Origin of the sequence: Piscinibacter sp. HJYY11 (assembly GCF_016735515.1) — a bacterium.
GTDB lineage: Bacteria > Pseudomonadota > Gammaproteobacteria > Burkholderiales > Burkholderiaceae_C > Rhizobacter.
This window is the reverse complement of the sequence record NZ_JAERQZ010000001.1, coordinates 398214-422754: the sequence shown is the minus strand read 5'-3', so window position 1 is coordinate 422754 and position 24541 is coordinate 398214. Positions and strand designations below refer to the sequence as shown.

Sequence of the window (24541 nt, the reverse complement as noted above, 5' to 3'; positions counted from 1 at the left end):
CATAGGCACCCATGCGCACGAGCACAAGCCCCCGACGAGAATCCGCACCCATGCTCACCGTGCAACGCAAGCAGCTCATCCTCCAACGCCTCGCCGCCGAAGGGCAGATCGTCGCGAAGGACCTCGCGCAGGAACTCGGCACCTCCGAGGACACCATCCGGCGCGACCTGCGCGAGCTGGCCCAGGCCGGCAAGCTGCAGCGCGTGCATGGCGGCGCCCTGCCCGCCTCGGCCGCGATGGCCGACCTCAAGGTGCGCGAGAGCGTGTCGCCCGACGAGAAGATCGCGCTCGGCCGCGCCGGCGCCGCGATGGTCCAGCCGGGCCAGGTGGTGATCCTCGACGGCGGCACCACCGCGCTCCAGGTAGCACGCCACCTCGCACCGGGCCTGCGCGCCACGCTCGTCACCCACAGCCCCACCGTCGCGGTGGCGCTCGCGGCGCACCCGCACATCGACATCCTGATGCTCGGTGGGCGGCTCTTCCGCCACTCGATGGTCAACGTGGGCGCCGAGCTGATCGACGCCGCCTCGCGCCTGCGGGCCGACCTCTACTTCATGGGCGTGACCGGCGTGCACCCCGAAGCGGGCCTGAGCACCGGCGACGCGGAAGAAGCGGCGGTCAAGCGCGCGCTGCACAACCGCGCGGCCGAGACGGTGGTGCTGGCCTCGTCGGAGAAGCTGCTCGCGGCCTCGCCGTTTCTCGTGACGACGCTGCGCGACATCACGCAGCTCGTCGTGCCGCGCGGCACGCCGGCGCGCACGCTCAAGACCCTGCGCACCGGCGGCGTGAAGGTCGAGACCGCCTGAACGGGCCGGCACCGGGTTAACCTTCTGCCGTGACCACCCACGCCACCCACATCGCCGTCCTCGACGACGAGCTCGACATCACCCAGTTGCTCGGCAACTACCTCAAGACGCACGGCTACCGCGTGAGCCAGCTCCACAACGGCCGCGCGCTGATGGAGCTGATGGCCCGGGACACGCCGGCCCTGGTGCTGCTCGACCTGGGCCTGCCCGGCGAAGACGGCTTCGTCATCGCCCGCCAGTTGCGCGAGCACTGGCGCTGCGGCCTGGTGATCGTGACCGGCCGCGGCGATGCGGTCGACAAGGTGGTGGGCCTGGAGGTCGGTGCCGACGACTACGTGACCAAGCCCTTCGACCTGCGCGAGCTCGTGGCGCGCATCAAGGCCGTGTTGCGCCGCATCGAGGGCTCGCCTGCCGCACCCGCGGCCGCTGCACCGGCACCTCCCGCGAGCCCCGACCGGCTGAAGTTCGAAGGCTGGCAGCTCGACAGCGCCGCCCGCCGCCTGATCCACCCCGAGGGGCACGACGTGGCGCTCACCTCGGGCGAGTTCGACCTGCTGTGCGTGCTGGCCCGGCACCCGGGCCGCGTGCTCTCGCGCGACTTCCTGCTGGAGCAGACCCGTGGCCGCGAGGCGGGCCCCTTCGACCGCACGATCGACGTGCAGATCGGCCGCCTGCGCAAGAAGATCGAGGCCGACCCCGAGCAGCCGCAGATCATCAAGTCGGTGCGCAGCGCGGGGTATGTGTTCGTGCCACCGGTGAGCCCCGCATGAACCTGCAAGGCGTCGACGAGCCGGCGCTCTTCAGGTCGATCTTCGCGGCCTATCCCGACGCGCTGCTGCTCGTCAACGGCCAGGGCGTGATCGAGCTTGCCAACCCGGCCGCCGAAGCCCTGCTCGACTACAGCGCCGAGCAGCTCGTGGGACTCTCGGTCGATGCGCTGGTGCCCGACAGCATCCGCCCGCGCCACGCCGAATACCGCGCGGGCTACGCCAAGAGCCCCCGACCGCGGCCGATGGGCACCGACATGGAGCTCGTGGCCAAGCGGCGCGATGGCAGCGAGGTGATGGTCGAGATCTCGCTCAGCCCGCTCACGAGCCAGGGCCTGCCGCACGTGGTGGTGGCCATCCGCGGCATCGGCAACTACCCGCGCGTGAAGCGAGCCCTGCAACGTGCGCACTACGCCGAATGCGTGGCGCGCATGGGGCGGCTGGCGGTCGACGCGCGCGATGCCAGCCTGCTGCTGGAGCAACTGCCGCTGCAGGCCATGGAGGCGCTGCAGGTGCAGGTGGCGGTGGTGTTCCTGCTCGAGCCCAACCAGCTCGAGTTCCGCGTGGCCGCCGGCACCGGCCTGCTGCCGAGCGAGGCGGTCGGCAAGCGCATCCCCAACCGGCCCGACACACCGCCCGGCTACGTCTACGAGCATGCGCGGCCCGTGATCGTGGCCGACTACCGCCGCGAGACGCGCTACGCCGTGCCGCAGGCCTACCTCGACGCCGGCCTGGTGAGCGCGATGGCCGTGCCGCTGTCCGACAAGGGCCAGGTGGTGGGTGCCCTCGCAGTGCGCTCGACGCAGCCGCAGCGTTTCGGCGACGACGAGGTGCGCTTCCTCGAATCGCTCGCCAACCTGCTGGCCGCCACGCTGCAGCGCGTGCAATCCGAAGAGTCGCTGCACCACGCGCAGCGCCTGGAGAGCGTGGGCCAGTTGACGGGCGGCATCGCGCACGACTTCAACAACCTGCTCACCGTGATCCAGGGCAACCTGCAGGTGCTGGAGGAGCTGCCCGCGATCGAGGGCGACGGCTTCGCCCAGCAGCTGGTGGGCGCCGCGGCGCGTGCGAGCAAGCGCGGCGCCGAGCTCACCGGCAAGCTGCTCGCGTTCTCGCGCCGGCAGGTGCTGAGCCCGACCCGCATCGACGTGCCGGTGCTGATCGACTCGCTGGCCGACATGCTGCGCCGCACGCTCGACCAGCGCATCCGCATCGAGGTCCACGCGCCCGACGACTGTCCACCGTGCGTGGCCGACCCGGGCCAGCTCGAATCGGCGCTGCTCAACATCGCCATCAACGCCCGCGACGCCATGCCCAACGGAGGCACGCTCAGCTTCAGCGGCCAGCTCTGCGCGGCGCTCCCGATGCAGCTGCGCGGTGACTTCGAGCTGCACGACCGGCCCGATGCCTACATCGCCATCTCGGTGTCGGACACCGGGTCCGGCATGTCCGACACGGTCAAGGAGCGCGCCTTCGAGCCCTTCTTCACCACCAAGGAGCTCGGCCGCGGCACGGGCCTCGGCCTGTCGACGGTCTACGGCTTCGTCAAGCAGTCCCATGGCGCCATCACGCTCGACAGCACCGTCGGCCAAGGCACCACGGTCACGCTTTACATCCCGCGCTTCGCGGAAGCCGAGCAGGCGGCGGCGGACGCCGGCGCCAGCCCCGGCGATATCCCGCCCGGGCTCAAGGTGCTGCTGGTCGAAGACGAGGCCGAGGTTCGGGCGGTCGCCATGCGCTTCCTGGCCACGCTCGGCTGCGAGGTCACGCCCTGCGCGAGCGCCGAGCAGGCGCTGCCGCTGCTCACGCAGGATGCGGGCTACGGGCTGCTGCTGAGCGACATCGCGCTCGGCCCCGGCATGCGCGGCACCGAGCTTGCGCGCGAAGCGCAGGCGCGGCTGCCGCAGCTCGCGATCCTCCTGATGTCGGGCTTCTCGGCCGAGCTGCTCGACACGAGCCAGAGCGCGCCGCTGTCGTGGGAGCTGCTGGCCAAGCCGTATTCGCGCGAGGAGCTCGCGCATGCGCTGGTGACGGCCTTGCAGGCGGCCAAGGGCTGAGCGACCAGGCGCCGGCGGGCGCGCCCTGGGCATGCAGGTTGCCGAGAGGCTCGTGCATGCGACACCCGTCGCAGCCGAGGAGCCTGCCCATGGACACCCGCCTGCACCACCGACGCATCCAGATCGGCAACGTCGACACCTTCTACCGCGAAGCCGGCGACCCACGCGCGCCGGTCGTGCTGCTGCCGCACGGCTACCCCTGTTCGTCGTACGAGTTCCGCAACCTGCTGCCACGCCTGGCCGATCGCTGGCGCCTGATCGCGCCCGACTACCCGGGCGCGGGCTACAGCTCGACGCCGGACGACTTCGACTACAGCTTCGATGGCTACGCGGCATTCCTCGACCGATTCACCCGCGCGCTCGGGCTCGACCGGTATGTGCTGTATCTCCACGACTTCGGCTCGCCCATCGGCGCACGGCTCGCGATCCGCGCACCCGAGCGGGTGGCGGGGCTCGTCATCCAGAACGGCGACGTGCCGTACGAAGACGCGCTCGGCCCGGCGTATGCCGACATCGAGAAGACCTGGGCGCTGCCGCCGGCGCAGATGCGGCAGGCGCTTGGCAAGGCGATCAACGTCGAGACCTTCCGCGAGGAATTCCTGAACGCACTGAGGCCCGAGCTGGCCGACCTCATTCCGCCGGACCTGTGGACGCTGCACGCCTCGCTGCTCACGCCCCGGCGCAAGGAGATCGCCATCGACCTCATCGCCGGCCTGCGCGAGAACCGCGCCTGGTTCCCCGAGCACCGGCGCTACCTGCGCGAGCACCGGCCGCCCACCTTGATCGTGTGGGGCCCGCAAGACCGCTACATGCCCGAGATGTCGGCCCGGGCCTATCTGCGCGACCTGCCGGAGGCCGAGTTGCACCTGCTCGACGGCGGGCACTGGCTGCTGGAGACGAACCTGGACGAGGTGGTCACGCTGATGCGCGACTTTCTCTCGCGCGTTTCGGCGCGCAGCTGACACAATCAGCGCGCTGGCCCACCCGCGGCGCCGGCCTCCCTCCATGCGCAAGCTCCTCAGCACACTCCTTCTGTCGGTGTTCGTGTTGCTCGCGCAGCACGGCGCCGTGCTGCACGAGCTGAGCCACCTCGCGGCCGCTTCCTCGCCAGCGGACGGAGACGCCGAGCACCGAGGCGCGGCCGTGGCCTGCGCGTCGTGCCTCGCCTTGTCCCATGTCGGCCTGGGGGTTGCCCTCGACGCAGAAGGACCGCGCTTGCGGTCCGACCTCGCCTTCGAGGCGCACGCCTGGGCCAACCCGCCGGACCACACCGCCACACCTGTGCCGCCGCGCAGCCGCGGGCCCCCGGTGCACCTCTGATCGTTTGCAAGACGAGCTCGACCGCAGGCCGGTTTCCGGTGGGTCGAGCGTCCCGGTCACGTTCAGAGGTCACTTCCATGCTTGTCTTCCAAGCCCCTCGCCGCACGGCGAGCCCGGCGCGCGCCGTGGGCCTGCCGGCCCTTTTCTGCGCGCTCGCAATCGCCGCGACTTCGGCTCACGCGGCCGGCAAGGCCCACGCGCACGGCGATGCACGGCTCGACGTCGCCATCGAGCCGCAGCGGCTGAGCCTCCAGTTCTCGTCCCCTTTGGACAACCTCGTCGGCTTCGAGCGCGCGCCGCGCAACGACAAGGAGCGCCAGCAGGTCGATGCCGCGGTGGCCAGGCTCAACGCGGCCGACACGATGTTCAGGATCGACGCCGCGGCGCAGTGCAAGCTTGCCAAGGTGGAGCTGGCCTCGGCCGCCCTCAAGCTCGGCCCGGTCGACCCTGCGCAGGCGAAGTCGGACCACGCCGACATCGACGCCAGCTACGAGTTCTCGTGCACCGATGCCACCAAGGCCCGCCACATCGACATCGGCCTCTTCGAGTTCAAGCGCCTGCACCGGCTGGACGTGCAGGTCGCAGCGTCGACCGGGCAGTTCAAGCGGGCGCTGAAGCCGTCGGCCACCCGGCTGTCGCTGGCGCGCTAGGGGCCGGCCATGATCGAGGTGGTGGGTCTGCGCTTCCGGTGGCCCGGCAGCGAGCGCGACGGGATCGCAATCGACGAGCTGCGCATCGACGCCGGCAGCAGCGTCTTCCTGCATGGGCCGAGCGGCTGCGGCAAGAGCACGCTGCTCGGCTTGCTGGCGGGTGTGCTGCTCCCGCGCCAGGGCGGGGTGAAGCTGCTCGGCACCGACTGGGCCGCGCTGTCCGGCGCCAGGCGCGACGCGTTTCGTGCCGACCACGTCGGCTATGTGTTCCAGCAGTTCAACCTGCTGCCGTACCTGAGCGTTCTCGACAACGTCCTGCTGCCGTGCCGCTTCTCGGCCGTGCGCCGGACGCGCGCAACGGCGGCAGCCGGCTCGCCCGCGCAGGCGGCGCAGTCGCTGCTCGACCAGGTCGGCCTGAACCGATCGCTCTGGGCGCGCAGTGCCTCACAGCTGTCGGTGGGTCAGCAGCAACGTGTCGCGGCGGCCCGCGCGCTCATCGGCAGCCCGGAGCTCGTGATCGCCGATGAGCCCACCTCGGCGCTCGATGCCGCGCTGCGCGACGGCTTCATGGATCTGCTGCTCACCCAGTGCCACGCGTCGGGCAGCACGCTGGTCTTCGTGAGCCACGACGAGAGGCTCGCCGCGCGGTTCGGCCGGCGTGTTGCCCTGGCGGAGCTCAACCAGGCCGCGGCGGGTGACCTGGAGGCGGCGACATGAGGCCCGTCCACCAGGGAGGTTCACTGGAGACCCAGTTTCCGCACCTTCGCGGGGATGCCCATGCCGGTGCCGATGCCGGTGCCAGGACGGGCTGGAAGATTCCCGCGCTTGCGGTTCTCGCCACCGTGGTGACCATCGTCCTGGCGGCAATCGTGGTCCCGAGCGCCCGCAAGACGCTGGACTTCCGCCAGCAGCCCGCGCCCGAGCCGTATGCAGGCGACCCGGCTTTCGAGCAGATGCGCTGGTCCGACCTGGTGCCCTCCGGCTGGGACCCGGCCGAGCGCATTCGCACGCTTCAGCAGCGGCACACTGGCATCGGCGACAGCGACCCGCGCGCACGCGCCCTGCTCGCCCAGATGCGCGAGGTGCTCGACCAGGCACCGGCCGACGCGTCGCTCGCGGGCCGCCGCATCCGCATTCCCGGCTATGTGGTGCCGCTGGGCGGTGCGTCCCGCAGCACCACCGAGTTCCTGCTGGTCCCCTACTTCGGCGCCTGCATCCACACGCCTCCGCCGCCGGCCAACCAGGTGATCCACGTGGTGACGACGGAGCCGGTGAAAGGCCTCGCGGCGATGGACGCCGTGTGGGTGCGCGGCACCGTTGAGGTCACGCGGGTGGAGACAGCAACGGCCATCAGCGGCTACCGCCTGCGGGGCGCCACGGTCGAGGCCTATGACACATCGAGAAAGCGGTAGAGGCGTCGCATGAAACCACTGTTTTCATTGGCCGCCCGCAGCGCCTGGAACCGGCGATTCGTCCTGTCGCTGGTGGTGATGTCGATCGCCCTGTCGACCTTCCTGCTGCTGGGCATCGAGCGCATCCGGCACGACGTGCGGGAGAACTTTTCGCAGTCGGTGTCGGGCACCGACCTCATCGTCGGTGCCCGCACGGGGCCGGTTCAGCTGCTGCTGTACTCGGTGTTCCGCATCGGCAACGCCACCCACAACGTGCGCTGGAGCAGCGTCCAGGCGATCGGCCGCCATCGCTCCATCGCCTGGATGGTGCCGATCTCGCTGGGCGACTCGCATCGCGGCTTCTCGGTCGTGGGCACCACCCCCGACTACTTCGAGCGCTTCCAGTACGGTGACCGCCAGGCGCTGCGCTTCGCCCAGGGCCGTGCTTTCAGCGAAGTGTTCGAGACGGTGGTCGGCGCCGACGTGGCGCGCCGGCTCGGCTACAAGCCCGGCGACCGCATCGTGCTGAGCCACGGCGACGGCGCGCTCGCGGCCAACGACCATGCCGACAAGCCTTTCGTCATCGTCGGCGTGCTGCAGGCCACCGGCACGCCGGTCGACCGCTCGGTGCACATCAGCCTGCAGTCCATGGAGGCCATTCACCTCGACTGGGTGGCCGGCGTGCCGCTGCCCGGCATGGCGGTGCCGGCCGACCAGGTCGCGCGCCACGACCTCACCCCCAAGAACGTGACGGCAGTGCTGGTGGGCTTGAAGAGCCGCGCCGCGGTGTTTTCCGTGCAGCGCTCGATCGCGGAGTTCGAGGCCGAGCCGCTGCTGGCCATCCTGCCCGGCGTCGCGCTCGACGAGCTGTGGGAAGTGATCGGCGTGGGAGAACGCGGCCTGCTCGCCGTGAGCACGCTGGTGTCGCTCGTGAGCCTGGTGGGGCTGGTCGCGGTGATCCTCGCCGGCCTGAACGAGCGCCGCCGTGAGCTCGCCATCCTGCGCGCTGTGGGCGCAGGGCCGCGGCAGATGCTGGTGCTGCTGGCCATCGAAGGCGCGCTGGTGACACTGTCCGGCGTGCTGCTCGGGGCGGCGGCATGCTTCGCGGCAGTGGCGGCGCTGCGCTCCTGGGTGCAATCGCAGCTCGGGGTGATGCTGCAGCTGCAGTGGCCGAACCAGAACGAATGGCTGCTGCTGGCGGCATTGCTCGCCTGCGGCTGGGTGGCCAGCCTCATCCCGGGGTTCCGGGCCTATCGGCTCTCGCTGGCCGACGGCCTCTCGCCGCGGGTGTGAACGATCGGATCAACGACTTGTGCTGGAAGGATGTGGACATGACGAACCTTCATCGACTTGGGAGCGGCTTGCTGGCGGCGCTCATCTTCGCCACCGCGACGAGCGGCATGGCGCAACCCGCCCGTGGCGCGGCCGAGGGCGCTGCCTCACGCCCTGAGGCGCGCGAGATCCGCTGGGAAGAACTGATGCCCAAGGACTGGGACCCGTACAAGGAACTGCGCGAGCTCGGAGAGGGAAACGTCGTCGACGGAAGCCCCGAGGCGCTCCAGCGCATGCGCGACCTGCGCCGGATCTGGGACGACGCGCCGACGAACAAGGCGCTCGACGGCCAGGCCATCAAGCTGCCCGGCTATGTGGTCCCGCTGGAGGAAAGCAAGGACGGCCTGAAGGAGTTCCTGCTGGTGCCGTATTTCGGCGCCTGCATCCATTCGCCCCCGCCGCCATCCAACCAGATCATCCATGTGGTGGCGGCCAAGCCGGTCAAGGGCTTCTCCGCGATGGACACGGTCTGGGTGACGGGCACGCTCAGCCTCGCACGACAGGAATCCGAGATGGGCGTGAGTGGCTACCGGATCGCAGCCGCCTCCATCGTGCGGTACGTCCCGCCGGCTCGGTGAGCGGCTTCGTCGACCGCTTCCCGTGACGCGGCACGCGCTTTGCCGGCCCACTGCATCGTCACACGGGAGCAGCCGATGTCAGCAAACCCCACGGCCGTATTGGAGCGCGCCAACGCTGCAAGTCGCGTTGGCGATGTCGAGGGCTTCCTGAAGCACTGCACGGAAGACACCGTCTGGACCTTCGTCGGCGAGCAGGTCCTGAAGGGCAAGGCCGCCGTGCGCGAATGGATGACAGAGGCCTACCAGACGCCGCCCGAGTTCGAGGTGTATCGCATGGTGGTCGACGGCGACTTCCTGACGGCCATCGGCGAGATCACGCTCGAAGACGAGAGTGGCCATCCGGTGCGCCACAGCTACTGCGATGTCTGGCGCCTTCGTGACGGGCTGCTGGACCAACTGCATGCGTTCGTCGTCGAAGGCAGCATCGAGCGCACGAGATTCAGGTAGCCGCCGCGCTGGCCGGTCGTTCCAGCACGACGCGAAGCCCCGGTTGGGCGCGGCTCGCGGTGAGCGTCCATCCGTGGGCCTGGGCGATCTCCTGGCAGATCGCCATGCCGAGCCCTGCGCCCTTGTCGCGGCGATGGGGGCCGCGCCAGAAGCGGGCGAAGATGCTCGACATCTGCTCCTCCGGCACACCGGGCCCCCAGTCGCGAACGGTCATCGAGGTGGCATCGACGTCGACGCTCACGGGCGTGCCCGCAGGCGCGTGCTGGATCGCGTTCTCGAGCAGGTTCTTCAGCAGCGTGAAGAGCGCGCCCCGGTCGGCCAGCCAGCGCACACCCGAGGACGGATCGGGCAGGTCCAGGCGCACCTGGGCCGCACCGGCCATGCGCTCGAGGTAGCCGGCGGCTTCGCGCACCACCTCGTGCATGTCCACGATGGTCGGCCGGTAGTTCTGCGGCTCGCTGACCTCGGCCAGCAGCAGGAGCTGCTGCACCTGCCGGCTCATGTGTTCGACGTCCTGGAGCAGCATGTCGCGGTCGGTGGACGCCGGGCTGAGTTCGACCTGCGCCCGGATGAGGGCCAGCGGCGTCTTGAGTTCATGCGCTGCGGTGGCGAGGAACTCCTGCTGGATGCGGTAGCCCCGCTCGAGTCGATCGAGAACCCGGTTGAAGCTCGCAACGAAAGGCGCAATCTCGCGCGGTACCGCATGGGTGCTCAGCCGCACATGCAATGACCGCGGGGAGATCTCGGCGGCTGCGTCCGACACCTTCTGCACCGGCTTGAGCGCATACCGCAGCGTGAAGTAGACGCAGGGCCCGAAGACCAGCAGCAGCACCAGCGTGAACAAGGTGAGGCCGGCACCGGTGAACGGCAGGGCGAACTCCTGGTACATCAGCCGCAGGAACCGCCGGCTGATGGCGAACTGCACGTACCAGACCTTGCCTTCGCGCTCCACCAGCTGGGTGGCCCCGCGCATGGCGACGCCTTCATGCTCGAACTCGAAGCGGCCCGGCTTCAGCATCGCCTCGGCGCCGGACTCGGGCCAGAAGTCCACGCCCGGCGCTGACGACAGCATCACCTTGCCCGATGCATCGAGCACGCGAAAGCCGGCCTCCTGCTTCAAGCTCTCGAAGAGCTGCTTCGCTTCCTCGTCGAAGGCGACATCGGCATCGCGGTTCAGCGGGTCGGCGCCGATGCCGACCGGGTTGCCCTTCTCGTCGAACCGGATTTCGCCGGCGATCTCTCGGGTGGTGCTCGCCACGTCGAAGCCATAGACCACGTCGCCCTGGGAATAGAGAACGGCGACGGCCGTGGCAACGATGAGCACGATGCTCAAGACCGCCCCGCCCACATAGGCGAGCACGATCTTGACGTTGAGGCTATTCAGCCACGTCATCTTCACGAAGCGCATAGCCCAGGCTTCTCACGTTGACGATCTTCTGGCGCGAGCCGATCGCGTGCAGCTTTCGGCGGATCCGGTGCAGGGCCACGTCGAGGGCGTTCGGTGTCACCGCCTCGCTCAGCCCCCAGGCCGCGGCTTCCAGCTTCGAGCGGGGCACCGTGTCGCCGCCCCTTCGCGCCAGCGCCAGCATGATCTGCATCTCCGACGCGGCCAGCGACACGTGCTCCCCGCCGCAATGGAGCATGCCCTCGGCCGGTCGCAGCTGAAGGTCGCCATGCCCGGGCTCCATCGGCAGGCTTTCAACCGGCCGGCGCAGGAGGGCTCGCACACGCGCCACCAGCTCGTCCATGGCGAAGGGCTTGGGCAGGTAGTCGTCGGCACCGGCGTCCAGACCTTCGACACGGTCATGCAGTGCATCCCGCGCCGACAGGACCAGGCAGGGAATGCTCCGCTCGGCGTCGCGCAGCCGCTTCAGCAGCGTCAGGCCATCGCCGTCCGGAAGACCGCGGTCCAGGACCAGCGCACCGTAGGACACCTGCTGGAGGGCGGACCAGGCGGCGTCGATGCGCTGCACGGGATCGACAGCGATGCCCGCGGCCGCCAGGCCGTTGATCACCAATCGAGCAAGTCGCTCATGGTCCTCGACCAGCAGGATCCGGTTCATCAGAAGGTGTACATGTAGCCGAATATCACCTGGCTGGTGTTGGAGCGGCCGACGATCGGGCTCGTCCTGATGTGCTTGGCCAGGCGGGTGACGCCCACGTCGAGCAGCACCGAATGACGCGCGTCGAACTGGTACATGGTGCGCAGGCCGACGTCGACGTTCAGCCCGCCCTTGCCGGCGTAGGCCGCGCGTCCCGCAGTGGCTTCGGTGGCTCGCACGCCGTAGTAGTAGTCCACGTACTTCTTGTCGAGCCGGTGCGCCGTCACATAGGGAATGAGCATGGTGTGCTGTCCAAGGTGCAGCTCCTTTTCGAGGCCCAGGCTGAACCTGCGGCCCTTGCTGTGGCCCGACACGTCGGCGGCAAACTCGGCGCTGACATTGATCAACTCATTCTCCCACTCGACCTTGCCGCCGGCCCAGAACCCGCCTTTGCGCTCGGCCATGCCGGCGAGGATCGGCGCGTCCTTGGCCTTGTAGCCGCTCATGTCGAACTCGCCCACGATGCCGAAGTTGATCTCGCTTTCCTCGCCGAGTCGCACGCCGGGCAGCTTGACCTCGAGACCGAGGCCCTCGAACGACACGTACTGGTTCTCGAAGCGAAGCAGAGGCACGCCCTGGGTGTCCCGCTTGATCCCTCGGTAGGCGTCCTGCTTGGATAGCACGCCGAGGCCCAGGCCCCACTCGGTGCCTTGCGGGCCGCCCTGGCCGTCCCGGTCACCCGGACCGTCCTTTCCGTTTTGCTGCGCGTGGGCACTGGACAAAGCGCCCGCGACAACAAGAGCCAGCGTGACCAGCCGGGCCACGCTGACGGGCCGGGTCGAAGCGCGTGAGCGCGGGTGGTGAAGACATGCCATGTGAGGACCTGAAGAGTCGTTGAGGAGACGAAATCTTCCGGGCCCGACTCTTACGGCGCACTTTCCGGGCGACGTCTTCATTCGTGTGCTCATGCATCAACTGGAAAGGAGCCAGAAAGACAAGCGGCGCCACAGTGCTTCTCCATGCACTCGACCGGCAACCCACAGGGACGATCCATGCACCTTCAGCAACCTCCAACCGAGAACCCTCTTCAGCCCAGGCTCACATTGCTCGCTTCCTGCCAGCGCGTGGTGCTCTTCATCGCCACCGCCACGCTCTGCGGCTGCGCCACATCGCCTCGACCCGAGCCCGAGAGCTTGTCGAAAGCCGTGCCGCCACAGTGGCACGCGCCCTTGCCGCACGGCGGCAACGTGGCCGAGCTCGGCCGCTGGTGGGCGAGTTTCGATGATCCGCTGCTCTTGCGACTGATCGAGCAGGGCCAGCGCGTGAGTGCCACGCTGGCGCAGGCCGGCGCACGGATCGCCGATGCGCGGGCCGCTCGCGTGGCCGGCAGTGCCTCGCTTCTGCCGGCACTCGATGCGAGCCTGAACGCCAGCCGCGGCATCCCGAGCCTCGGTCTCCCGATCGCCACCACGGCATCGCTGGGCGTGCAGGCGGGTTGGGAAGTCGACCTCTTCGGCGCCAACCGTGCAGGTGCCAAGGCGGCCCAGGCCAGGCTGGACGCGAGCGAAGCCGCCTGGCACGTCGCGCGCGTCTCGCTCGCAGCCGAGGTGGCCTCTGCGTACATCGGGCTGCGCGCCTGCGAGGCCCAGCAGGCGCAGCTGGAGCTGGACGTCCGCTCCCGCGAAGAGACCTCCCGCCTGACGGCACTGGCCGCAGATGCCGGCTTCCAGGCCCCCGCTGCCGCCGACCTCGCGCGCGCAAGTGCCGCCAACGGCAGTGCCGCGCTGACGCAGCAACGCGCGCAGTGCGAGCTGTTTGTCAAGTCGCTGGTCGCACTCGCGGCCCTCGACGAAGAGGCCTTGCGCCAGGAGCTGGCCGGCTCGACAGCGCGCCTGCCGCAGCCGCGCGCGCTGCGCGTCGCCGAAGTGCCGGCCGAAGCGCTGGCACAGCGGCCCGACATCACCGCCGCCGCCTGGGACGTGGTGGCCGCCAGCGCCGATGCCGACCACGCCCGTGCCCGGCGCTGGCCGCGCATCACCTTGTCGGGCAGCATCGGGCCGGTGCGTCAACGTGTCGACGGTGTGAGCACCGATGGCACGGTGTGGAGCATCGGCCCCGTGGCCGTGACCTTGCCGCTCTTCGACGCCGGCGCGCGACGCGCCAACGCCGACGCCGCGCGGGCGCGCCACGACGCGGCACGTGTGGCCTATGCCGCCAGCCTGCGTGCCGCCGTGCGCGAAGTGGAGGCTGCACTGGTAAACCTGCACAGCGCAAACGTGCGTGGCGACGACACACGCGCCGCCGCCATCGGCTTCGAGCGCTCGTACCAGGCCACGGAGGCCCGCTTCCGCGGTGGCCTCGCGAGCCTCTTCGAGCTGGAGGACGCGCGCCGCAGCCTCGTGGCCGCGCGCAGCGCGCAGATCGAGCAGCAGCGCGAGGCCGTGGCCGCGTGGGTGGAGACCTACCGAGCCCTCGGTGGCGGGTGGAGCACGCCATGAAGACTTCTGCCCGCAAGTTCCTGCGCTTCGCCCTCCCCTGGCTCGTGATCGCCTTGGCGGTCGCGGCGGCCGCCGTGCAGGTGGCCAGTGCCGAGCCCGGCGGCCCGCAGCCCGCCGCCCAACCCGCCCTGGCGGTGACCGTCGTTCAACCCCTGCCGGCGCAGTGGCCCCTCCGTATCGCGGCCAACGGCAACATCGCGGCCTGGCAGGAGGCCAGCATCGGAACGCAGGCCAACGGGCTGATGTTGCGCGAGGTCCGCGTCAACGTGGGCGACAGCGTGCGCCGCGGTCAGGTGCTGGCCGTCTTCGACGCGGCGCCCGTGGCCGCTGAGCTCGCGCACAGTCGCGCCGCACTGGCCGAGGCCGAGGCCGCCCTGGCCGAGGCCGTCGCCAACGGGCAGCGAGCACGCGACCTGCAGCCCAGTGGCGCCCTCTCTGCGCAACAGGTCCAGCAATACCTGACGGCCGAGCGCATGGCGCAGGCACGACTGGCGGCGGCGCAGGCGCTGGCCGAGACGCAACGCCTGCGCCTCGCGCAGACCCAGGTGCTGGCGCCCGACGATGGCGTCATCTCTGCACGCAGCGCCACGGTGGGTGCGGTGCTGCCCACGGGGCAGGAGCTCTTCAGGCTGATACGACGCGGCCGGCTCGAATGGCGCGCCGAAGTGGCCGCGCCGCAGCTGGCGCGGCTGCAACCCGGCCAGCCGGCGACGGTGGTCCCGGTGGGCGGTGAGCCGATCCGGGGCACGCTGCGCATGGTGTCGCCGGCCGTGGACACGCAAACCCGCAACGGCCTCGTCTACGTCGACCTGCCCGCGGGCAGCCCGGCCCGCGCCGGCATGTTCGCGCGCGGCGACATCGAGGTCGGCACCGGCAGCCCGGCGCTGACCTTGCCGCAGGCGGCGGTGCTCTTGCGCGAGGGCTTTCACTACGTGCTGAAGGTGGGGCCGGACTCGCGGGTGATGCAGGCCAAGGTCACCGTCGGCCGCCGCGCCGGCGACCGGATCGAGATCCTCGCGGGCGTCGACGCCGGCAGCCAGGTCGTGGCGGCCGGCGTGGCGTTCCTGGCAGACGGCGACCTGGTGCAGGTGACGAAGAAGGCACGCCCATGAGCTTCAACGTCTCTTCCTGGTCGATCCGCAACCCGACCCCGGGCATCCTGCTCTTCGTGCTGCTCACGATCGCGGGCCTCATCGGCTTCGCTGGCCTGAAGGTGCAGGCGTTCCCCGACATGACGCTGCCCGCGGTGACGATCACCGCGTCGCTGCCCGGCGCCTCGCCCTCGCAGCTCGAAACCGAGGTGGCGCGCAAGATCGAGAACGCGCTCGCCACGGTGCAGGGTGTCAAGCACATCAGCACCACGCTCGGCGACAGCACCGCCCACATCACCGTCAGTTTCCAGCTCGAGAAGCCGCCGCAGGAGGCGGTGGACGAGGTGCGCGACGCGGTCGCGCGCGTGCGCGCCGACCTGCCGGACGACCTGCGCGACCCCGTCATCCAGAAGGCGGTGTTCGCCGACGCACCGGTGCTCACCTACACCGTGGCGTCGGATCGGCTGGACGAGGAGGCGCTGTCCTGGTTCGTCGACCACCAGCTCGGCAAGACCCTGCTGGCCGTGCCCGGCGTCGGCGCCGTGAGCCGCGTGGGCGGCGTCACGCGCGAGGTGCGTGTCGAGCTCGACCCGGCGCGGCTGCTGGCGCTGAAGGCATCGGCGGCCGACATATCCCGGCAGTTGCGCAAGGTGCAGCAGGAGGCCGCGGGCGGCCGGGCCGACCTGGGCGGCGCCGAACAGCAGGTCCGCGCCGTGGCCACGGTGCAGTCGGCCGAGGAACTGGCGGCGCTCGAGCTGGTGCTCAGCGATGGCCGGCCGATCCGGCTCGACCAGGTCGCGACCGTGGTCGACGGTGTCGCCGAGCCACGCTCCGCGGCGCGGCTCGACGGCCGGCCGGTCGTGGGATTCGTCGTCACGCGCGCACGCGGCGCGGGTGAACTGGAGGTGGCCGACGGCGTGCGCGCGGCCGTCGGGGCACTCAAGCTCACGCACCCCTGGATCGACGTGGTCGAAGCCATCGACCACGTGCAGCCGGTGCAGGACAACTACGAGGGCTCGCTGGCCCTGCTGCTCGAGGGCGCGCTGCTGGCGGTGCTGGTGGTGTTCTTCTTCCTGCGTGACTGGCGCTCGACGCTCGTGGCGGCGGTGGCCCTGCCCTTGTCGGCGATCCCCACGTTCGCGGTCATGCACCTGATGGGCTTCACCCTCAACACGGTGACGCTGCTCTCGCTGTCGCTCGTGGTCGGCGTGCTGGTGGACGATGCCATCGTCGAGATCGAGAACATCGCGCGTCACCTGCGCATGGGCAAGAGCCCGTACCAGGCCGCCATGGACGCGGCCGACGAGATCGGCCTCGCCGTCATCGCCACCACCTTCACCTTGATCGCCGTCTTCCTGCCGACCGCCTTCATGAGCGGTGCCGTCGGCAAGGTCTTCGTGCAGTTCGGCTGGACGGCGGCGATCGCGGTGTTCTTCTCGCTGGTGGTCGCGCGCATGCTCACGCCGATGATGGCCGCCTACCTGCTGAAGGCCCCCACGCGGCCTGCGGCGCACGAGCCGCGCTGGGTCGGCACCTACCTGGGCTGGGCCCGCTGGTGCCTGCACCACCGGGCGCTCACGATCGGCCTGGCCGCCGTGTTCTTCGGCCTGGGCCTCATGCTCGCCACCACGCTGCCCGATGAGTTCATCCCGGCGGACGACAACCCGCAGACGCAGGTCTCCCTGACCTTGCCGCCCGGCAGCACGCTCGGCGAGACCGTGGCGCTTGCCGGGCACGCAAGCGAGATCCTGCGTGGCCATGCGCACACCCGGAGCGTGTACACCACGGTCGGTGCCCGCCCGAGCAGCTCGGACCCCGGTGACGATGAGGGCCAGGCGGCCAGCAACGTGCGCCAGGCCGTGCTCACCGTGACCCTGTCGCCCGCTGGCGACCGCGCCGGCTTGAGCCGGCAGCAGATCGAACAGCAGTTCCGTGCGGCGTTGGCGGGCTTGCCGGGCGCGCGCATCAGCGTCGGCGGCGAGGGCTCCAGCGAGGCCTACGTGCTGGTGCTCGCGGGCGAGGACAGTCGCGTGCTCTTCCAGGCCGCTGCGCAGGTGGAGCGGGAACTGCGCACGATCCCTGGCATCGGCGCGGTCACGTCGAGTGCCGGCCTGGTGCAGCAGGACCTGGTCGTGCGGCCCGATTTCGCCCGCGCAGCCGATCTCGGCGTGACCTCCTCAGACATCGCCGAGACGCTGCGCGTGGCCACGGCCGGTGACCACGACCAGGGCCTGGCCAAGCTCAACCTCGGCGAACGCCAGGTGCCGGTGGTGGTGAAGCTCGCGGGCGCGGCGCGCCGCGACATCGACACGCTCGCGCAACTGCCCGTGCAGGGCACGCGCGGCGCCGTCCCGCTGGGCAACGTGGCAACGCTCGAGATCGGCAGCGGCCCCAGCGAGATCACCCGCCAGGACCGCGTCCGCAACGTCAACCTCACGGTCGAACTCAACGGCAGGCCGCTCGGCGACATCGAAGACGCGGTGCTCGCGCTGCCCAGCCTGCGCCAGTTGCCCCCCGGCGTGACGCACAGCGCCAGTGGCGAGGCCGAAGACATGGACGAGCTGGCCCAGGGCTTCGGCGTGGCGATGCTGATGGGTGTGCTCTGCATCTACGCCGTGCTGGTGCTGCTGCTGAAGGACTTCCTGCGACCGCTGTCCGTGCTCGTGGCGCTGGTGCTGTCGGTGCCGGGGGCGTTCCTCGCGCTGTACGTGACGGGCTCGACGCTGTCGATGCCGGCCCTGATCGGCCTCGTCATGCTGATGGGCATCGCGACGAAGAACTCGATCCTGCTGGTGGACTACGCGGTCATCGCGCGCGAGCAGCACGGCCTCGGCCGCACGGACGCGGTCATCGACGCCTGCCGCAAGCGCGCGCGGCCGATCGTCATGACCACCCTCGCGATGGGCGCCGGGATGCTGCCGATCGCGCTGGGCTGGGGCAGCGACCCGAGTTTCAGGGCGCCCATGGCCATCGTGGTGATCGGCGGGCTGATCTCTTCGACGGTCCTGAGTTTGCTGGTGATTCCGGTCGTCGTCAGTGGCGTCGATGCCTGGCAAACGACCGGATGGGGGCGTCATAGACGATCAAGGCGCGCAGGCTGATGCAGCAGTTGCTGGATGGCGGCGGCAAGCCGGTCCAGACGTACCGGCTTGGTCAGGCACACGCTGGCGCCCGCCTGCAGACAGTCCTGGAGGTGCTGCTCCGTCGCGTCCGCCGAGACGACGATGATGGGCAGGGTCGAGTAAGTCGAACTCGCGCGCAGCATCCGGGTTACCTGGAGGCCTGAGATCCCGGGCATGACGCTGTCCATCACGATGAGCTCGGGATGGAAAATGCGCACCTTGTCCATGCCCTGTTGCCCGTCGTCCGCGCTTTCGATGTCGTACCCGGCGGCGATCAGAAAGTCGACGAGCATGTCGCGGTTGTGGGCCACGTCGTCGATCACCAGCACGCGCGGGCGCCGCCCCTCCGGGTGTGCAGGAAGGCTCGGCGTCCAGGCCTCGCGTTCGCCGGTGTCGGCGAGCTGCAAGCGCAATTGGAACGAGAACTGCGTGCCGCGCCCCGGCTCGCTGGTCACGTCGATGTGTCCCCCCATCGCGGTGACCAGGGCCCGTGCCACGGTCAGGCCGAGCCCCGTGCCGCCTTCCCGCCGCTGCGCATCCCCAACCTGCTTGAAGGGCTGGAAGATGAGCGGAAGGTCCTCCGGCTGGATGCCGACACCCGTGTCGCGGACCTCGATCCGCACCAGGGCATGCCGGCCCTCCCGTCCTTCGTCGCGGGCGCACAGGGTCACGCTGCCGTGGTCCGTGAACCTCAGGGCGTTGCCCAGCAGGTTGAGCAGCACCTGGCGCAGGCGGAGTTCATCGGCCAGCACCACGACCGGGAGCTTCGGGTCCACGTCGAGGCCGAGGACCAGGTTCTTCTCGCCCGCCTTCGCGCGCAGCACGTCTGCCGCAGAGGCCAGGAAGGGCGCGATCTGCACCGGCGCCAGCACCAGCTCGTGCCCGTCGGCCCCGAGCTTCGAGAGGTCGAGCACGTCGTTGATCAGGGACAGGAGATGCTCACCGGTGGTGCGAATCGTCTCGATGCCCCTGCGCTGCTGCTCGTTCAATCCTTCGTCCATGCCGAGCAGCTGGGCGTAGCCGAGGATGGCGTTCAGGGGCGTTCGCAACTCATGGCTCAGGGTGGACGGGAACTCGCTGCCGGGGAAGCTGTCGGGCTCGGCCAAGCGGCGCGCGGGGCGCGGCTCGGGCGGCGGCGTCTTCCGGCGCTCGGACATGCAGGTGACCTCGGCGGCGCTGGTGCAGCAGCAGCTGGCGTCGGGCCGGGACAGGGGCATCGCACAGAGGGTCATCGCACGCTCCACGGGACTGCTGGACACGAACAAAGCGTAGGCCCTGGCGTGCCGCTCGACCATTGCGCCGAGGTACAGGATCCGTGTCCGCAGCGTCGCCTCGATTGGCGCCCGGGATGGGTTTCTAAGACTTAGGTATAGGCCCCGACCCGGGCTTGCCGAGGAGCGCGGCCAGGCAATCGAGCAACTCGTCGGGGACGAACGGCTTGACGAGATAGCCCTGGATCCCCGCGGCGCTGACGCGCACCTGCGTCGTCTCCTCGGGGTGGGCCGTCATGATGATCGTCGGGATCGCCTGGCCGGCGGCGGCCAGCGCTTCGTGCAGCTTGAGCCCCGACATGCCAGGCATGCGCATGTCGGCCACCAGGCAGTCGACGAGGGCGCGGTCCGGCGACGCGAGGAAGCTCTCAGCGTCCTGGAACGCGAGGGCCTGGAAGCCCGCCGCCTTCAACAGATCGCTGATCGCATGGCGGATCGACTTGTCGTCGTCCACGATGGCGACGATCGGCCGGTCGGCCATGGCGCCTCCTGAGGATGAGAATCCAGCCTAACGCGCGACGTGGCGCCGGCCCATTGGACTCAAGGCTCGGTCGCCTATACCTTGGTATGGCCTGCCGTCATGGCAGCGGAGACAGGCCCAGACCATCGGCCATGCGCACCAGCTCCGGAACCGATTTGGCGAGCATCTTGCGCATGACCTGACCCCGGTGGACCTTGACCGTGACGAGGCTCAGGCCCAGCTCGGCCGCAATCTGCTTGTTGGCCAAGCCGGCCACGACGAGCTTCATGACTTCACGCTCGCGCTCGCTGAGCGTGCGGTACAGCTGACTCAGCTGGGCCAGGCGTATGGCGTCGCGCCGCCGGGCGCGGTCGCGTTCGATGGCGGCGTCGACGGCGTCGAGCAAGGCCTGCTCCTCGAACGGCTTGGTGAGGAAGTCGGCCGCCCCCGCCTTCATCGCGCGCACGGTCATCGGGACATCGCCATGCCCGGTGATGAAGATGACCGGCAAGGCGATGCCGGCCTTGACCAGTTCCTGCTGGAAGGTGAGCCCGCTCATCCCCGGCAGCCGCACGTCGAGCACCAGGCAGCCGGGCACGTCCGCCCGCGTGGCACGCATGAACGCCTGCGCCGACGCGTACAGATGGACATCGAGCCCGACCGACCGGAACAGGCTGTCCAGTGCGCGCCGCATCGACTCGTCGTCGTCGACGACGAAGACGGCCGCGCGCTCGTCCGTCATGGCCGCCCCCCGGCAGGGTCATGGCCCTCGGCCGCCGGGGCGACCGGGAGCGTGAGGCTGAAGACGGCGCCATGGGGTTCATTCGCGCCGGCCCACAGCCTTCCACCATGGGCCTCGACGATGGAGCGGCTGATCGACAGGCCGATGCCGATGCCGTCCTCCTTCGTCGTGAAGAACGACTCGAACACCTGCTCCAGGCGCTTCGGGTCGATCCCGCTGCCGGTGTCGCGCACCTCGAGCCGGATCGCGTCGGCACCGTCGCGCCGCGAGACGAGCGTCAGCATGCGGGGGCGGTCCTGCACGGCGCTCATCGCCTCGGCCGCATTCACCACCAGGTTGAGGAGCACCTGCTGCACCTGGATGCGGTCGCCCAGCACGGCCGGCAAGGCCGGATCGAGATCGGCCTGCCGCACGATGCGGTGGGCACGCGACTCGTGTTCGGTCAGCGCGAGCACCTCGCGCAGCTCGCGGTTGAGGTCCAGGCGCTGCATGCGGACCATCTGGCGCTTGGTCAGCGCACGAATGCGCCCCACGACATCGCGGGCGCGGGCGCCGTCGGTCGCGATGTTCGCCAGCGTCGCGCGGGCCTCGGCCAGGTTGGGCGGCTGGGCGGCCAGCCAGCGGACACACGCGCCAGCGCTGGCGATCATGGCGCCCAGCGGCTGGCTGACCTCGTGCGCGATCGACGTGCTCAGTTCACCGAGCGTGGTCAGCCGCGACACGTGCGCAAGCTCCATGCGCGAGGTCTGCAGCGCATGGTCCTGCAGCCTCAGCATCTCTTCCACCCGCTTGCGCTCGGTGATGTCGCGCGCCAGGGCCAGGAAGTGCAGCCGACCCGCTTGGACGAAGGTCCCGCTGCGGATCTCGACCGGAAACACGGACCCGTCCCGGCGCCGGTGCCGGGTCTCGAAGGTGACGGTCTCGCCGGCGGCCGCGCGCTCGGCGATTTCCGCGATCGACTGGGCCTCCAGCCCAACGTCGAAGTCGTGCGGCCTCATGCCGATCAGCTCGTCGCGGGTGTAGCCCAGGCCTTCGCAGGCCTGGCGGTTGACGTCGATCACCTTCAGTTCGAGGTCCATGAGGAAGAACGCATCCGCCGCGTGGTCCGCGAAGGTGCGGAAACGTGCCTCGCTGGCCCGCAGGCTTTCCTGGGCACGCCGCAGGTCGGTGATGTCCTGCATCACGCCGAACTGCCGGATCGGTTGGCCGGCCTCGTTCCAGATCACGTCGCCCTGGCTGTGCACCATGCGCTCCTCGCCGTCGGGGCGCACCACCCGGTATTCCACGTCATAGCGCGGCCCGCCCTGCAAGGCCGCCTCGACCGCCTCGGCGGCCCGCAAGCGATCGTCCGGATGGATCAGCCCCAGCCAGCGCCCGTGCCAATGCGGCATGTCGACGGGCTCCACGCCGAAGATGCGGCTGGCCTCGTGCGACAGCACCACGTGCGACGTGCGGTAGTCGCGCTCCCACCACCCGACGTGCGCGATCCGCTGCGCCGCTTCGAGGCGGCGCTCGCTGTCGCGCAGGCTCTCGATCAGCAGCAGGCTGCCGAGGCCTTCGGCCAGGCGCCTGGCGATCTCGCGAAGGAGCCGCTGTTCTTCGTCGGTCCACGGGCGCGCCTGGGCGCAACGGTGCAGACAGAGCAGGCTGGGCTGCGCCTCCGTCGCCGGGAGCGCCATGGCCAGGTGCGCGCGAATGCCGTGGCGGCTCGCCAGTGTCCCCGGCAGCACTTGGACGGGGTGGCCCGAAGCACGCGAGGCTTCGAAAGCCGCCGCCAGCTGCTCGTCGCCCGCCAGGTCGGCACCCGGCGCCAGCACGGGGGCGAGCGGCGCACGCACGCGTTCCATGGCGACTCGCCAGTGCGTGAAGCCGGCATCCGAGGGATGCAGCAGCCACGCACGATCGCACGCCAGCAGGTCGATCGCCGCGTCCAGCACGTCGCGCAGCAGGCGTTCGACGTCGTGCGTGCCCTGCATCGCCCGGCTGATGCGATCCATGGCCTGCAGCAAGGAGAGCTGCGCGGTGCGCTCCGCCTCGGCGCGCTTGAGCGGCGTGATGTCGCGCGCCACGCCGCGGTAGCCGGTGAAGCGGCCGTCTTCATCGAACACCGGGAATCCGGACACCGACATGTGACGGATGCCGCCGGAAGCCGTGGGGCGGTCGATCTCGAAATCGCGGAACGGCAGCATCGCGGCCAGCGTGGCGCGGTGCTTGCGCCAGGCGTCCTCGTCGGGCCCGAGATACGGCAACTCCCAGCGCGTCTTGCCGATGTTGGCGCCCGGCTCCGGACCATCCTGCACGTTGGGGCCGAACTCCTGGCGGGTGAAGCGATGCTGCGTGTCCGTCTCCCAGTAGACGTCGAACGACAGCTGCACCAGGCTTCGAAACCGTTCCTCGCTGTCGCGCAGCGCCCGGGCCAGGCGCGTGTGCTCATCCAGGCTCGAGGCTTGGGGCACCTGCGACACGTGGTTGCTTGCCATGGCTGTCGACTACTGCGTCCTCGGAACCAGGAAATCAGCGGCCGGAAGCATTTTGGCCCGGTTCGGCCCAGCGGCGTGCCGCAAGAATCCGTGCAATTCCGAGGTCAGGCCGGATGGGACGCAGCTCCCCGGGAAAGTCCGCACGCGGCCAGCACCCCGGCCGGGCGCCCGCTTGCAGCGCCGGCCGCCGGCAGGTGTAAGCTGGCTTGCCACTGGGTGCGCCCGCCCTGCGAGCCGGCACTCCAGCGATCTTTCCGGAGGCGTCGATGACCGCACGCCGCAGTCCCCGCGCAGGCCTGACCCGCCGCGCCATCGTCCAGTTCGCTGCCGCCGCCCCGGTCGGCCTGGGCGCGCCGCGGCCCGCCACGGCGCAACGGGCGCCGGTGCGCGTGGGCTACGCGATGGCCCGCAGCGGCGCGCTGGCCGCCGGCGCTCAGGCCACGCAGGAACCCAACTACCTGCTATGGGCCGAGATGCAGAACGCGGCGGGCGGGCTCAACGTGGCGGGCAGCCGCCGGCCGATCGAGCTGATCGGCTATGACGATCGCACCGACGTCGAGACCTGCGTTCGCACCTACGAGAAGCTGATGGGCTCGGACAAGGTGGACCTGGTGCTGCCGCCATATGGCAGCAATGCCAATTTCGCAGTGGCGCCGTTGGCCACGCGATTCGGCTACCCCCTGCTCGCTCCCACCGTGCTGAGCCGCCAGCTGATCCGGATGAAGTTGCCGTACTACTTCTCGCTGCTCCAGCAGGCCGAGCCGATGATGGGGGCGCTGGTCGCGGTGCTGAAGGCCGGCGGCGTGAAGACCGCCACGGTGATCTACATCGACGACCTGTTCGGCCTGGAATGCCACGCGGCGCTGACGACCGCGTCGCGGGACGCCGGCCTCGTGATCCTCGAGGAGAAGAGCTATCCGTTCGGCGTGAAGGACCTGTCGCCGGTGCTGCGCACGATGAAGGACAAGTCGCCCCACGCCTTCATCGGCCTCACGTACCCGCCGGACACCATCCTCGTCAGCAGGCAGAGCCGGGAGATCGGCTTCAACCCGAAGGTCTTCTACGTGGGCGTGGGCACGTCCTTCCCGCTGTACCGCAGCGTGATGGGCACCGGTGCCGAAGGCGTGATGGGCATGGGCTCGTGGAATCCGAAAACGAGCGCCGGCGCCAAGGCGTATTTCGACGCGCACGTGAAGAAGTTCGGCAAGGAGCCGGACCGCTGGGCCAGCGGCGCGGGCTGGGCGGCCCTGGAGATCCTGACGGCCGCCGTGTCTCATGCCGGGCTGGACCGCAAGGCCATCCGTGATCACGTGGCCCACACCGAACACGACACCCTCCTGGGCAAGATCAGGTTCAGCGGCGGCGAAAACGTCGGCACGCCGGGAACCGTGAGCCAGTGGCAACAGGGCGAGTTCGAGGTGGTCTGGCCGACATCGAATGCGACGGCGGCAATGCTGGCGACCAAGCCAGCGTGGGCCTGACTGCGA

The 24541-nt window shown here is 70.1% G+C and carries 22 protein-coding genes; 15 read left to right on the top strand and 7 right to left on the bottom strand.

Going from position 1 to position 24541, the window contains the following annotated elements; genetic code table 11:
• Positions 1-50: 50 nt before the first annotated feature.
• The 11 genes from JI745_RS01930 to JI745_RS01880 all read left to right on the top strand — a co-directional run bounded on the left by JI745_RS01930 (position 51) and on the right by JI745_RS01880 (position 9348).
• The gene (locus JI745_RS01930; RefSeq protein WP_201803326.1) at positions 51-806 is read left to right on the top strand and encodes a DeoR/GlpR family DNA-binding transcription regulator; all 756 of its coding nucleotides are present in this window, start codon (positions 51-53) and stop codon (positions 804-806) included.
• Positions 807-835: 29 nt separating this feature from the next.
• On the top strand, positions 836-1576 hold the full coding sequence (locus JI745_RS26700) for a winged helix-turn-helix domain-containing protein (protein ID WP_201803325.1): 741 nt from the start codon (positions 836-838) through the stop codon (positions 1574-1576).
• Positions 1573-3630 (top strand): GAF domain-containing protein, encoded by a 2058-nt coding sequence (locus JI745_RS01920; RefSeq protein ID WP_201803324.1) that lies wholly within the window; start codon positions 1573-1575, stop codon positions 3628-3630. The genes JI745_RS26700 and JI745_RS01920 overlap by 4 nt, the downstream gene beginning before the upstream one ends.
• Positions 3631-3686: 56 nt before the next feature.
• Positions 3687-4592 carry an alpha/beta fold hydrolase gene (locus JI745_RS01915; protein WP_404932790.1) on the top strand — a complete coding sequence of 302 codons (906 nt, stop codon included), beginning with the start codon at positions 3687-3689 and terminating at the stop codon, positions 4590-4592.
• Positions 4593-4635: 43 nt separating this feature from the next.
• Positions 4636-4950, top strand: a complete 315-nt coding sequence (locus tag JI745_RS01910) for a hypothetical protein (protein WP_201803322.1) — start codon at positions 4636-4638, stop codon at positions 4948-4950.
• A gap of 77 nt (positions 4951-5027) precedes the next feature.
• On the top strand, positions 5028-5600 hold the full coding sequence (locus tag JI745_RS01905) for a DUF2796 domain-containing protein (protein ID WP_201803321.1): 573 nt from the start codon (positions 5028-5030) through the stop codon (positions 5598-5600).
• Positions 5601-5609: 9 nt separating this feature from the next.
• Entirely contained in the window at positions 5610-6317 is a 708-nt protein-coding gene (locus JI745_RS01900; RefSeq protein ID WP_201803319.1) for an ATP-binding cassette domain-containing protein, read from the top strand.
• On the top strand, positions 6314-7012 hold the full coding sequence (locus JI745_RS01895; RefSeq protein ID WP_201803318.1) for a DUF3299 domain-containing protein: 699 nt from the start codon (positions 6314-6316) through the stop codon (positions 7010-7012). Before JI745_RS01900 ends, JI745_RS01895 begins: the two co-directional genes overlap by 4 nt.
• A 9-nt stretch (positions 7013-7021) precedes the next feature.
• A complete protein-coding gene (locus JI745_RS01890) occupies positions 7022-8284 on the top strand; it encodes an ABC transporter permease (RefSeq protein WP_201803316.1) in 1263 nt (420 codons plus the stop codon).
• A gap of 38 nt (positions 8285-8322) precedes the next feature.
• Positions 8323-8901 carry a DUF3299 domain-containing protein gene (locus tag JI745_RS01885; RefSeq protein ID WP_201803314.1) on the top strand — a complete coding sequence of 193 codons (579 nt, stop codon included), beginning with the start codon at positions 8323-8325 and terminating at the stop codon, positions 8899-8901.
• Between the two features lie 75 nt (positions 8902-8976).
• Complete coding sequence (locus JI745_RS01880) at positions 8977-9348, top strand: nuclear transport factor 2 family protein (RefSeq protein WP_201803312.1); 372 nt, start codon at positions 8977-8979, stop codon at positions 9346-9348.
• Here the strand turns inward: JI745_RS01880 and JI745_RS01875 are convergent.
• From JI745_RS01875 to JI745_RS01865, 3 genes are read right to left on the bottom strand one after another with little or no spacing between them, the layout of a single operon-like run.
• A complete protein-coding gene (locus JI745_RS01875; protein WP_236674873.1) occupies positions 9341-10741 on the bottom strand; it encodes an ATP-binding protein in 1401 nt (466 codons plus the stop codon). The two genes, JI745_RS01880 and JI745_RS01875, sit on opposite strands and share 8 nt — an antisense overlap.
• Positions 10725-11411, bottom strand: coding sequence for a response regulator transcription factor (locus JI745_RS01870; RefSeq protein WP_201803308.1), 687 nt, complete (start codon positions 11409-11411; stop codon positions 10725-10727). The genes JI745_RS01875 and JI745_RS01870 overlap by 17 nt, the downstream gene beginning before the upstream one ends.
• Positions 11411-12265 carry a MipA/OmpV family protein gene (locus tag JI745_RS01865; protein ID WP_201803307.1) on the bottom strand — a complete coding sequence of 285 codons (855 nt, stop codon included), beginning with the start codon at positions 12263-12265 and terminating at the stop codon, positions 11411-11413. Before JI745_RS01865 ends, JI745_RS01870 begins: the two co-directional genes overlap by 1 nt.
• A gap of 228 nt (positions 12266-12493) precedes the next feature.
• Here JI745_RS01865 and JI745_RS01860 point away from each other — a divergent pair, with 228 nt between their 5' ends.
• The 3 genes from JI745_RS01860 to JI745_RS01850 are packed head-to-tail and all read left to right on the top strand — an operon-like array spanning position 12494 to position 18080.
• Complete coding sequence (locus JI745_RS01860; RefSeq protein WP_236674872.1) at positions 12494-13888, top strand: efflux transporter outer membrane subunit; 1395 nt, start codon at positions 12494-12496, stop codon at positions 13886-13888.
• Positions 13885-15000: an efflux RND transporter periplasmic adaptor subunit gene (locus tag JI745_RS01855; protein WP_201803303.1), complete on the top strand. Its 1116-nt coding sequence runs from the start codon at positions 13885-13887 to the stop codon at positions 14998-15000. The genes JI745_RS01860 and JI745_RS01855 overlap by 4 nt, the downstream gene beginning before the upstream one ends.
• Positions 14997-18080 carry an efflux RND transporter permease subunit gene (locus JI745_RS01850; RefSeq protein ID WP_201803301.1) on the top strand — a complete coding sequence of 1028 codons (3084 nt, stop codon included), beginning with the start codon at positions 14997-14999 and terminating at the stop codon, positions 18078-18080. The genes JI745_RS01855 and JI745_RS01850 overlap by 4 nt, the downstream gene beginning before the upstream one ends.
• Here the strand turns inward: JI745_RS01850 and JI745_RS01845 are convergent.
• The 4 genes from JI745_RS01845 to JI745_RS01830 all read right to left on the bottom strand — a co-directional run bounded on the left by JI745_RS01845 (position 18053) and on the right by JI745_RS01830 (position 23054).
• On the bottom strand, positions 18053-19333 hold the full coding sequence (locus JI745_RS01845; protein WP_201803299.1) for an ATP-binding protein: 1281 nt from the start codon (positions 19331-19333) through the stop codon (positions 18053-18055). The genes JI745_RS01850 and JI745_RS01845 overlap by 28 nt on opposite strands.
• 124 nt (positions 19334-19457) lie before the next feature.
• Positions 19458-19853 (bottom strand): response regulator transcription factor, encoded by a 396-nt coding sequence (locus JI745_RS01840; RefSeq protein WP_201803297.1) that lies wholly within the window; start codon positions 19851-19853, stop codon positions 19458-19460.
• A gap of 97 nt (positions 19854-19950) precedes the next feature.
• Positions 19951-20574 (bottom strand): response regulator transcription factor, encoded by a 624-nt coding sequence (locus JI745_RS01835; RefSeq protein WP_201803296.1) that lies wholly within the window; start codon positions 20572-20574, stop codon positions 19951-19953.
• Complete coding sequence (locus JI745_RS01830; RefSeq protein ID WP_201803294.1) at positions 20571-23054, bottom strand: PAS domain S-box protein; 2484 nt, start codon at positions 23052-23054, stop codon at positions 20571-20573. The genes JI745_RS01835 and JI745_RS01830 overlap by 4 nt, the downstream gene beginning before the upstream one ends.
• Before the next feature lie 266 nt (positions 23055-23320).
• Here JI745_RS01830 and JI745_RS01825 point away from each other — a divergent pair, with 266 nt between their 5' ends.
• Entirely contained in the window at positions 23321-24535 is a 1215-nt protein-coding gene (locus tag JI745_RS01825; RefSeq protein ID WP_201803292.1) for an amino acid ABC transporter substrate-binding protein, read from the top strand.
• The last annotated feature ends 6 nt before the right edge of the window (positions 24536-24541 follow it).

What these genes read in the sequence shown, in the direction of transcription:
- JI745_RS01930 (WP_201803326.1), top strand. Translation starts at nt 51, where the DNA reads ATGCTCACCGTGCAACGCAAGCAGCTCATCCTCCAACGCCTCGCCGCC.
- JI745_RS01920 (WP_201803324.1), top strand. Translation starts at nt 1,573, where the DNA reads ATGAACCTGCAAGGCGTCGACGAGCCGGCGCTCTTCAGGTCGATCTTC.
- JI745_RS01915 (WP_404932790.1), top strand. Translation starts at nt 3,687, where the DNA reads ATGCGACACCCGTCGCAGCCGAGGAGCCTGCCCATGGACACCCGCCTG.
- JI745_RS01910 (WP_201803322.1), top strand. Translation starts at nt 4,636, where the DNA reads ATGCGCAAGCTCCTCAGCACACTCCTTCTGTCGGTGTTCGTGTTGCTC.
- JI745_RS01905 (WP_201803321.1), top strand. Translation starts at nt 5,028, where the DNA reads ATGCTTGTCTTCCAAGCCCCTCGCCGCACGGCGAGCCCGGCGCGCGCC.
- JI745_RS01900 (WP_201803319.1), top strand. Translation starts at nt 5,610, where the DNA reads ATGATCGAGGTGGTGGGTCTGCGCTTCCGGTGGCCCGGCAGCGAGCGC.
- JI745_RS01895 (WP_201803318.1), top strand. Translation starts at nt 6,314, where the DNA reads ATGAGGCCCGTCCACCAGGGAGGTTCACTGGAGACCCAGTTTCCGCAC.
- JI745_RS01890 (WP_201803316.1), top strand. Translation starts at nt 7,022, where the DNA reads ATGAAACCACTGTTTTCATTGGCCGCCCGCAGCGCCTGGAACCGGCGA.
- JI745_RS01885 (WP_201803314.1), top strand. Translation starts at nt 8,323, where the DNA reads ATGACGAACCTTCATCGACTTGGGAGCGGCTTGCTGGCGGCGCTCATC.
- JI745_RS01880 (WP_201803312.1), top strand. Translation starts at nt 8,977, where the DNA reads ATGTCAGCAAACCCCACGGCCGTATTGGAGCGCGCCAACGCTGCAAGT.
- JI745_RS01875 (WP_236674873.1), bottom strand. Translation starts at nt 10,741, where the DNA reads ATGACGTGGCTGAATAGCCTCAACGTCAAGATCGTGCTCGCCTATGTG.
- JI745_RS01870 (WP_201803308.1), bottom strand. Translation starts at nt 11,411, where the DNA reads ATGAACCGGATCCTGCTGGTCGAGGACCATGAGCGACTTGCTCGATTG.
- JI745_RS01865 (WP_201803307.1), bottom strand. Translation starts at nt 12,265, where the DNA reads ATGGCATGTCTTCACCACCCGCGCTCACGCGCTTCGACCCGGCCCGTC.
- JI745_RS01855 (WP_201803303.1), top strand. Translation starts at nt 13,885, where the DNA reads ATGAAGACTTCTGCCCGCAAGTTCCTGCGCTTCGCCCTCCCCTGGCTC.
- JI745_RS01850 (WP_201803301.1), top strand. Translation starts at nt 14,997, where the DNA reads ATGAGCTTCAACGTCTCTTCCTGGTCGATCCGCAACCCGACCCCGGGC.
- JI745_RS01845 (WP_201803299.1), bottom strand. Translation starts at nt 19,333, where the DNA reads ATGACCCTCTGTGCGATGCCCCTGTCCCGGCCCGACGCCAGCTGCTGC.
- JI745_RS01840 (WP_201803297.1), bottom strand. Translation starts at nt 19,853, where the DNA reads ATGGCCGACCGGCCGATCGTCGCCATCGTGGACGACGACAAGTCGATC.
- JI745_RS01835 (WP_201803296.1), bottom strand. Translation starts at nt 20,574, where the DNA reads ATGACGGACGAGCGCGCGGCCGTCTTCGTCGTCGACGACGACGAGTCG.
- JI745_RS01830 (WP_201803294.1), bottom strand. Translation starts at nt 23,054, where the DNA reads ATGGCAAGCAACCACGTGTCGCAGGTGCCCCAAGCCTCGAGCCTGGAT.
- JI745_RS01825 (WP_201803292.1), top strand. Translation starts at nt 23,321, where the DNA reads ATGACCGCACGCCGCAGTCCCCGCGCAGGCCTGACCCGCCGCGCCATC.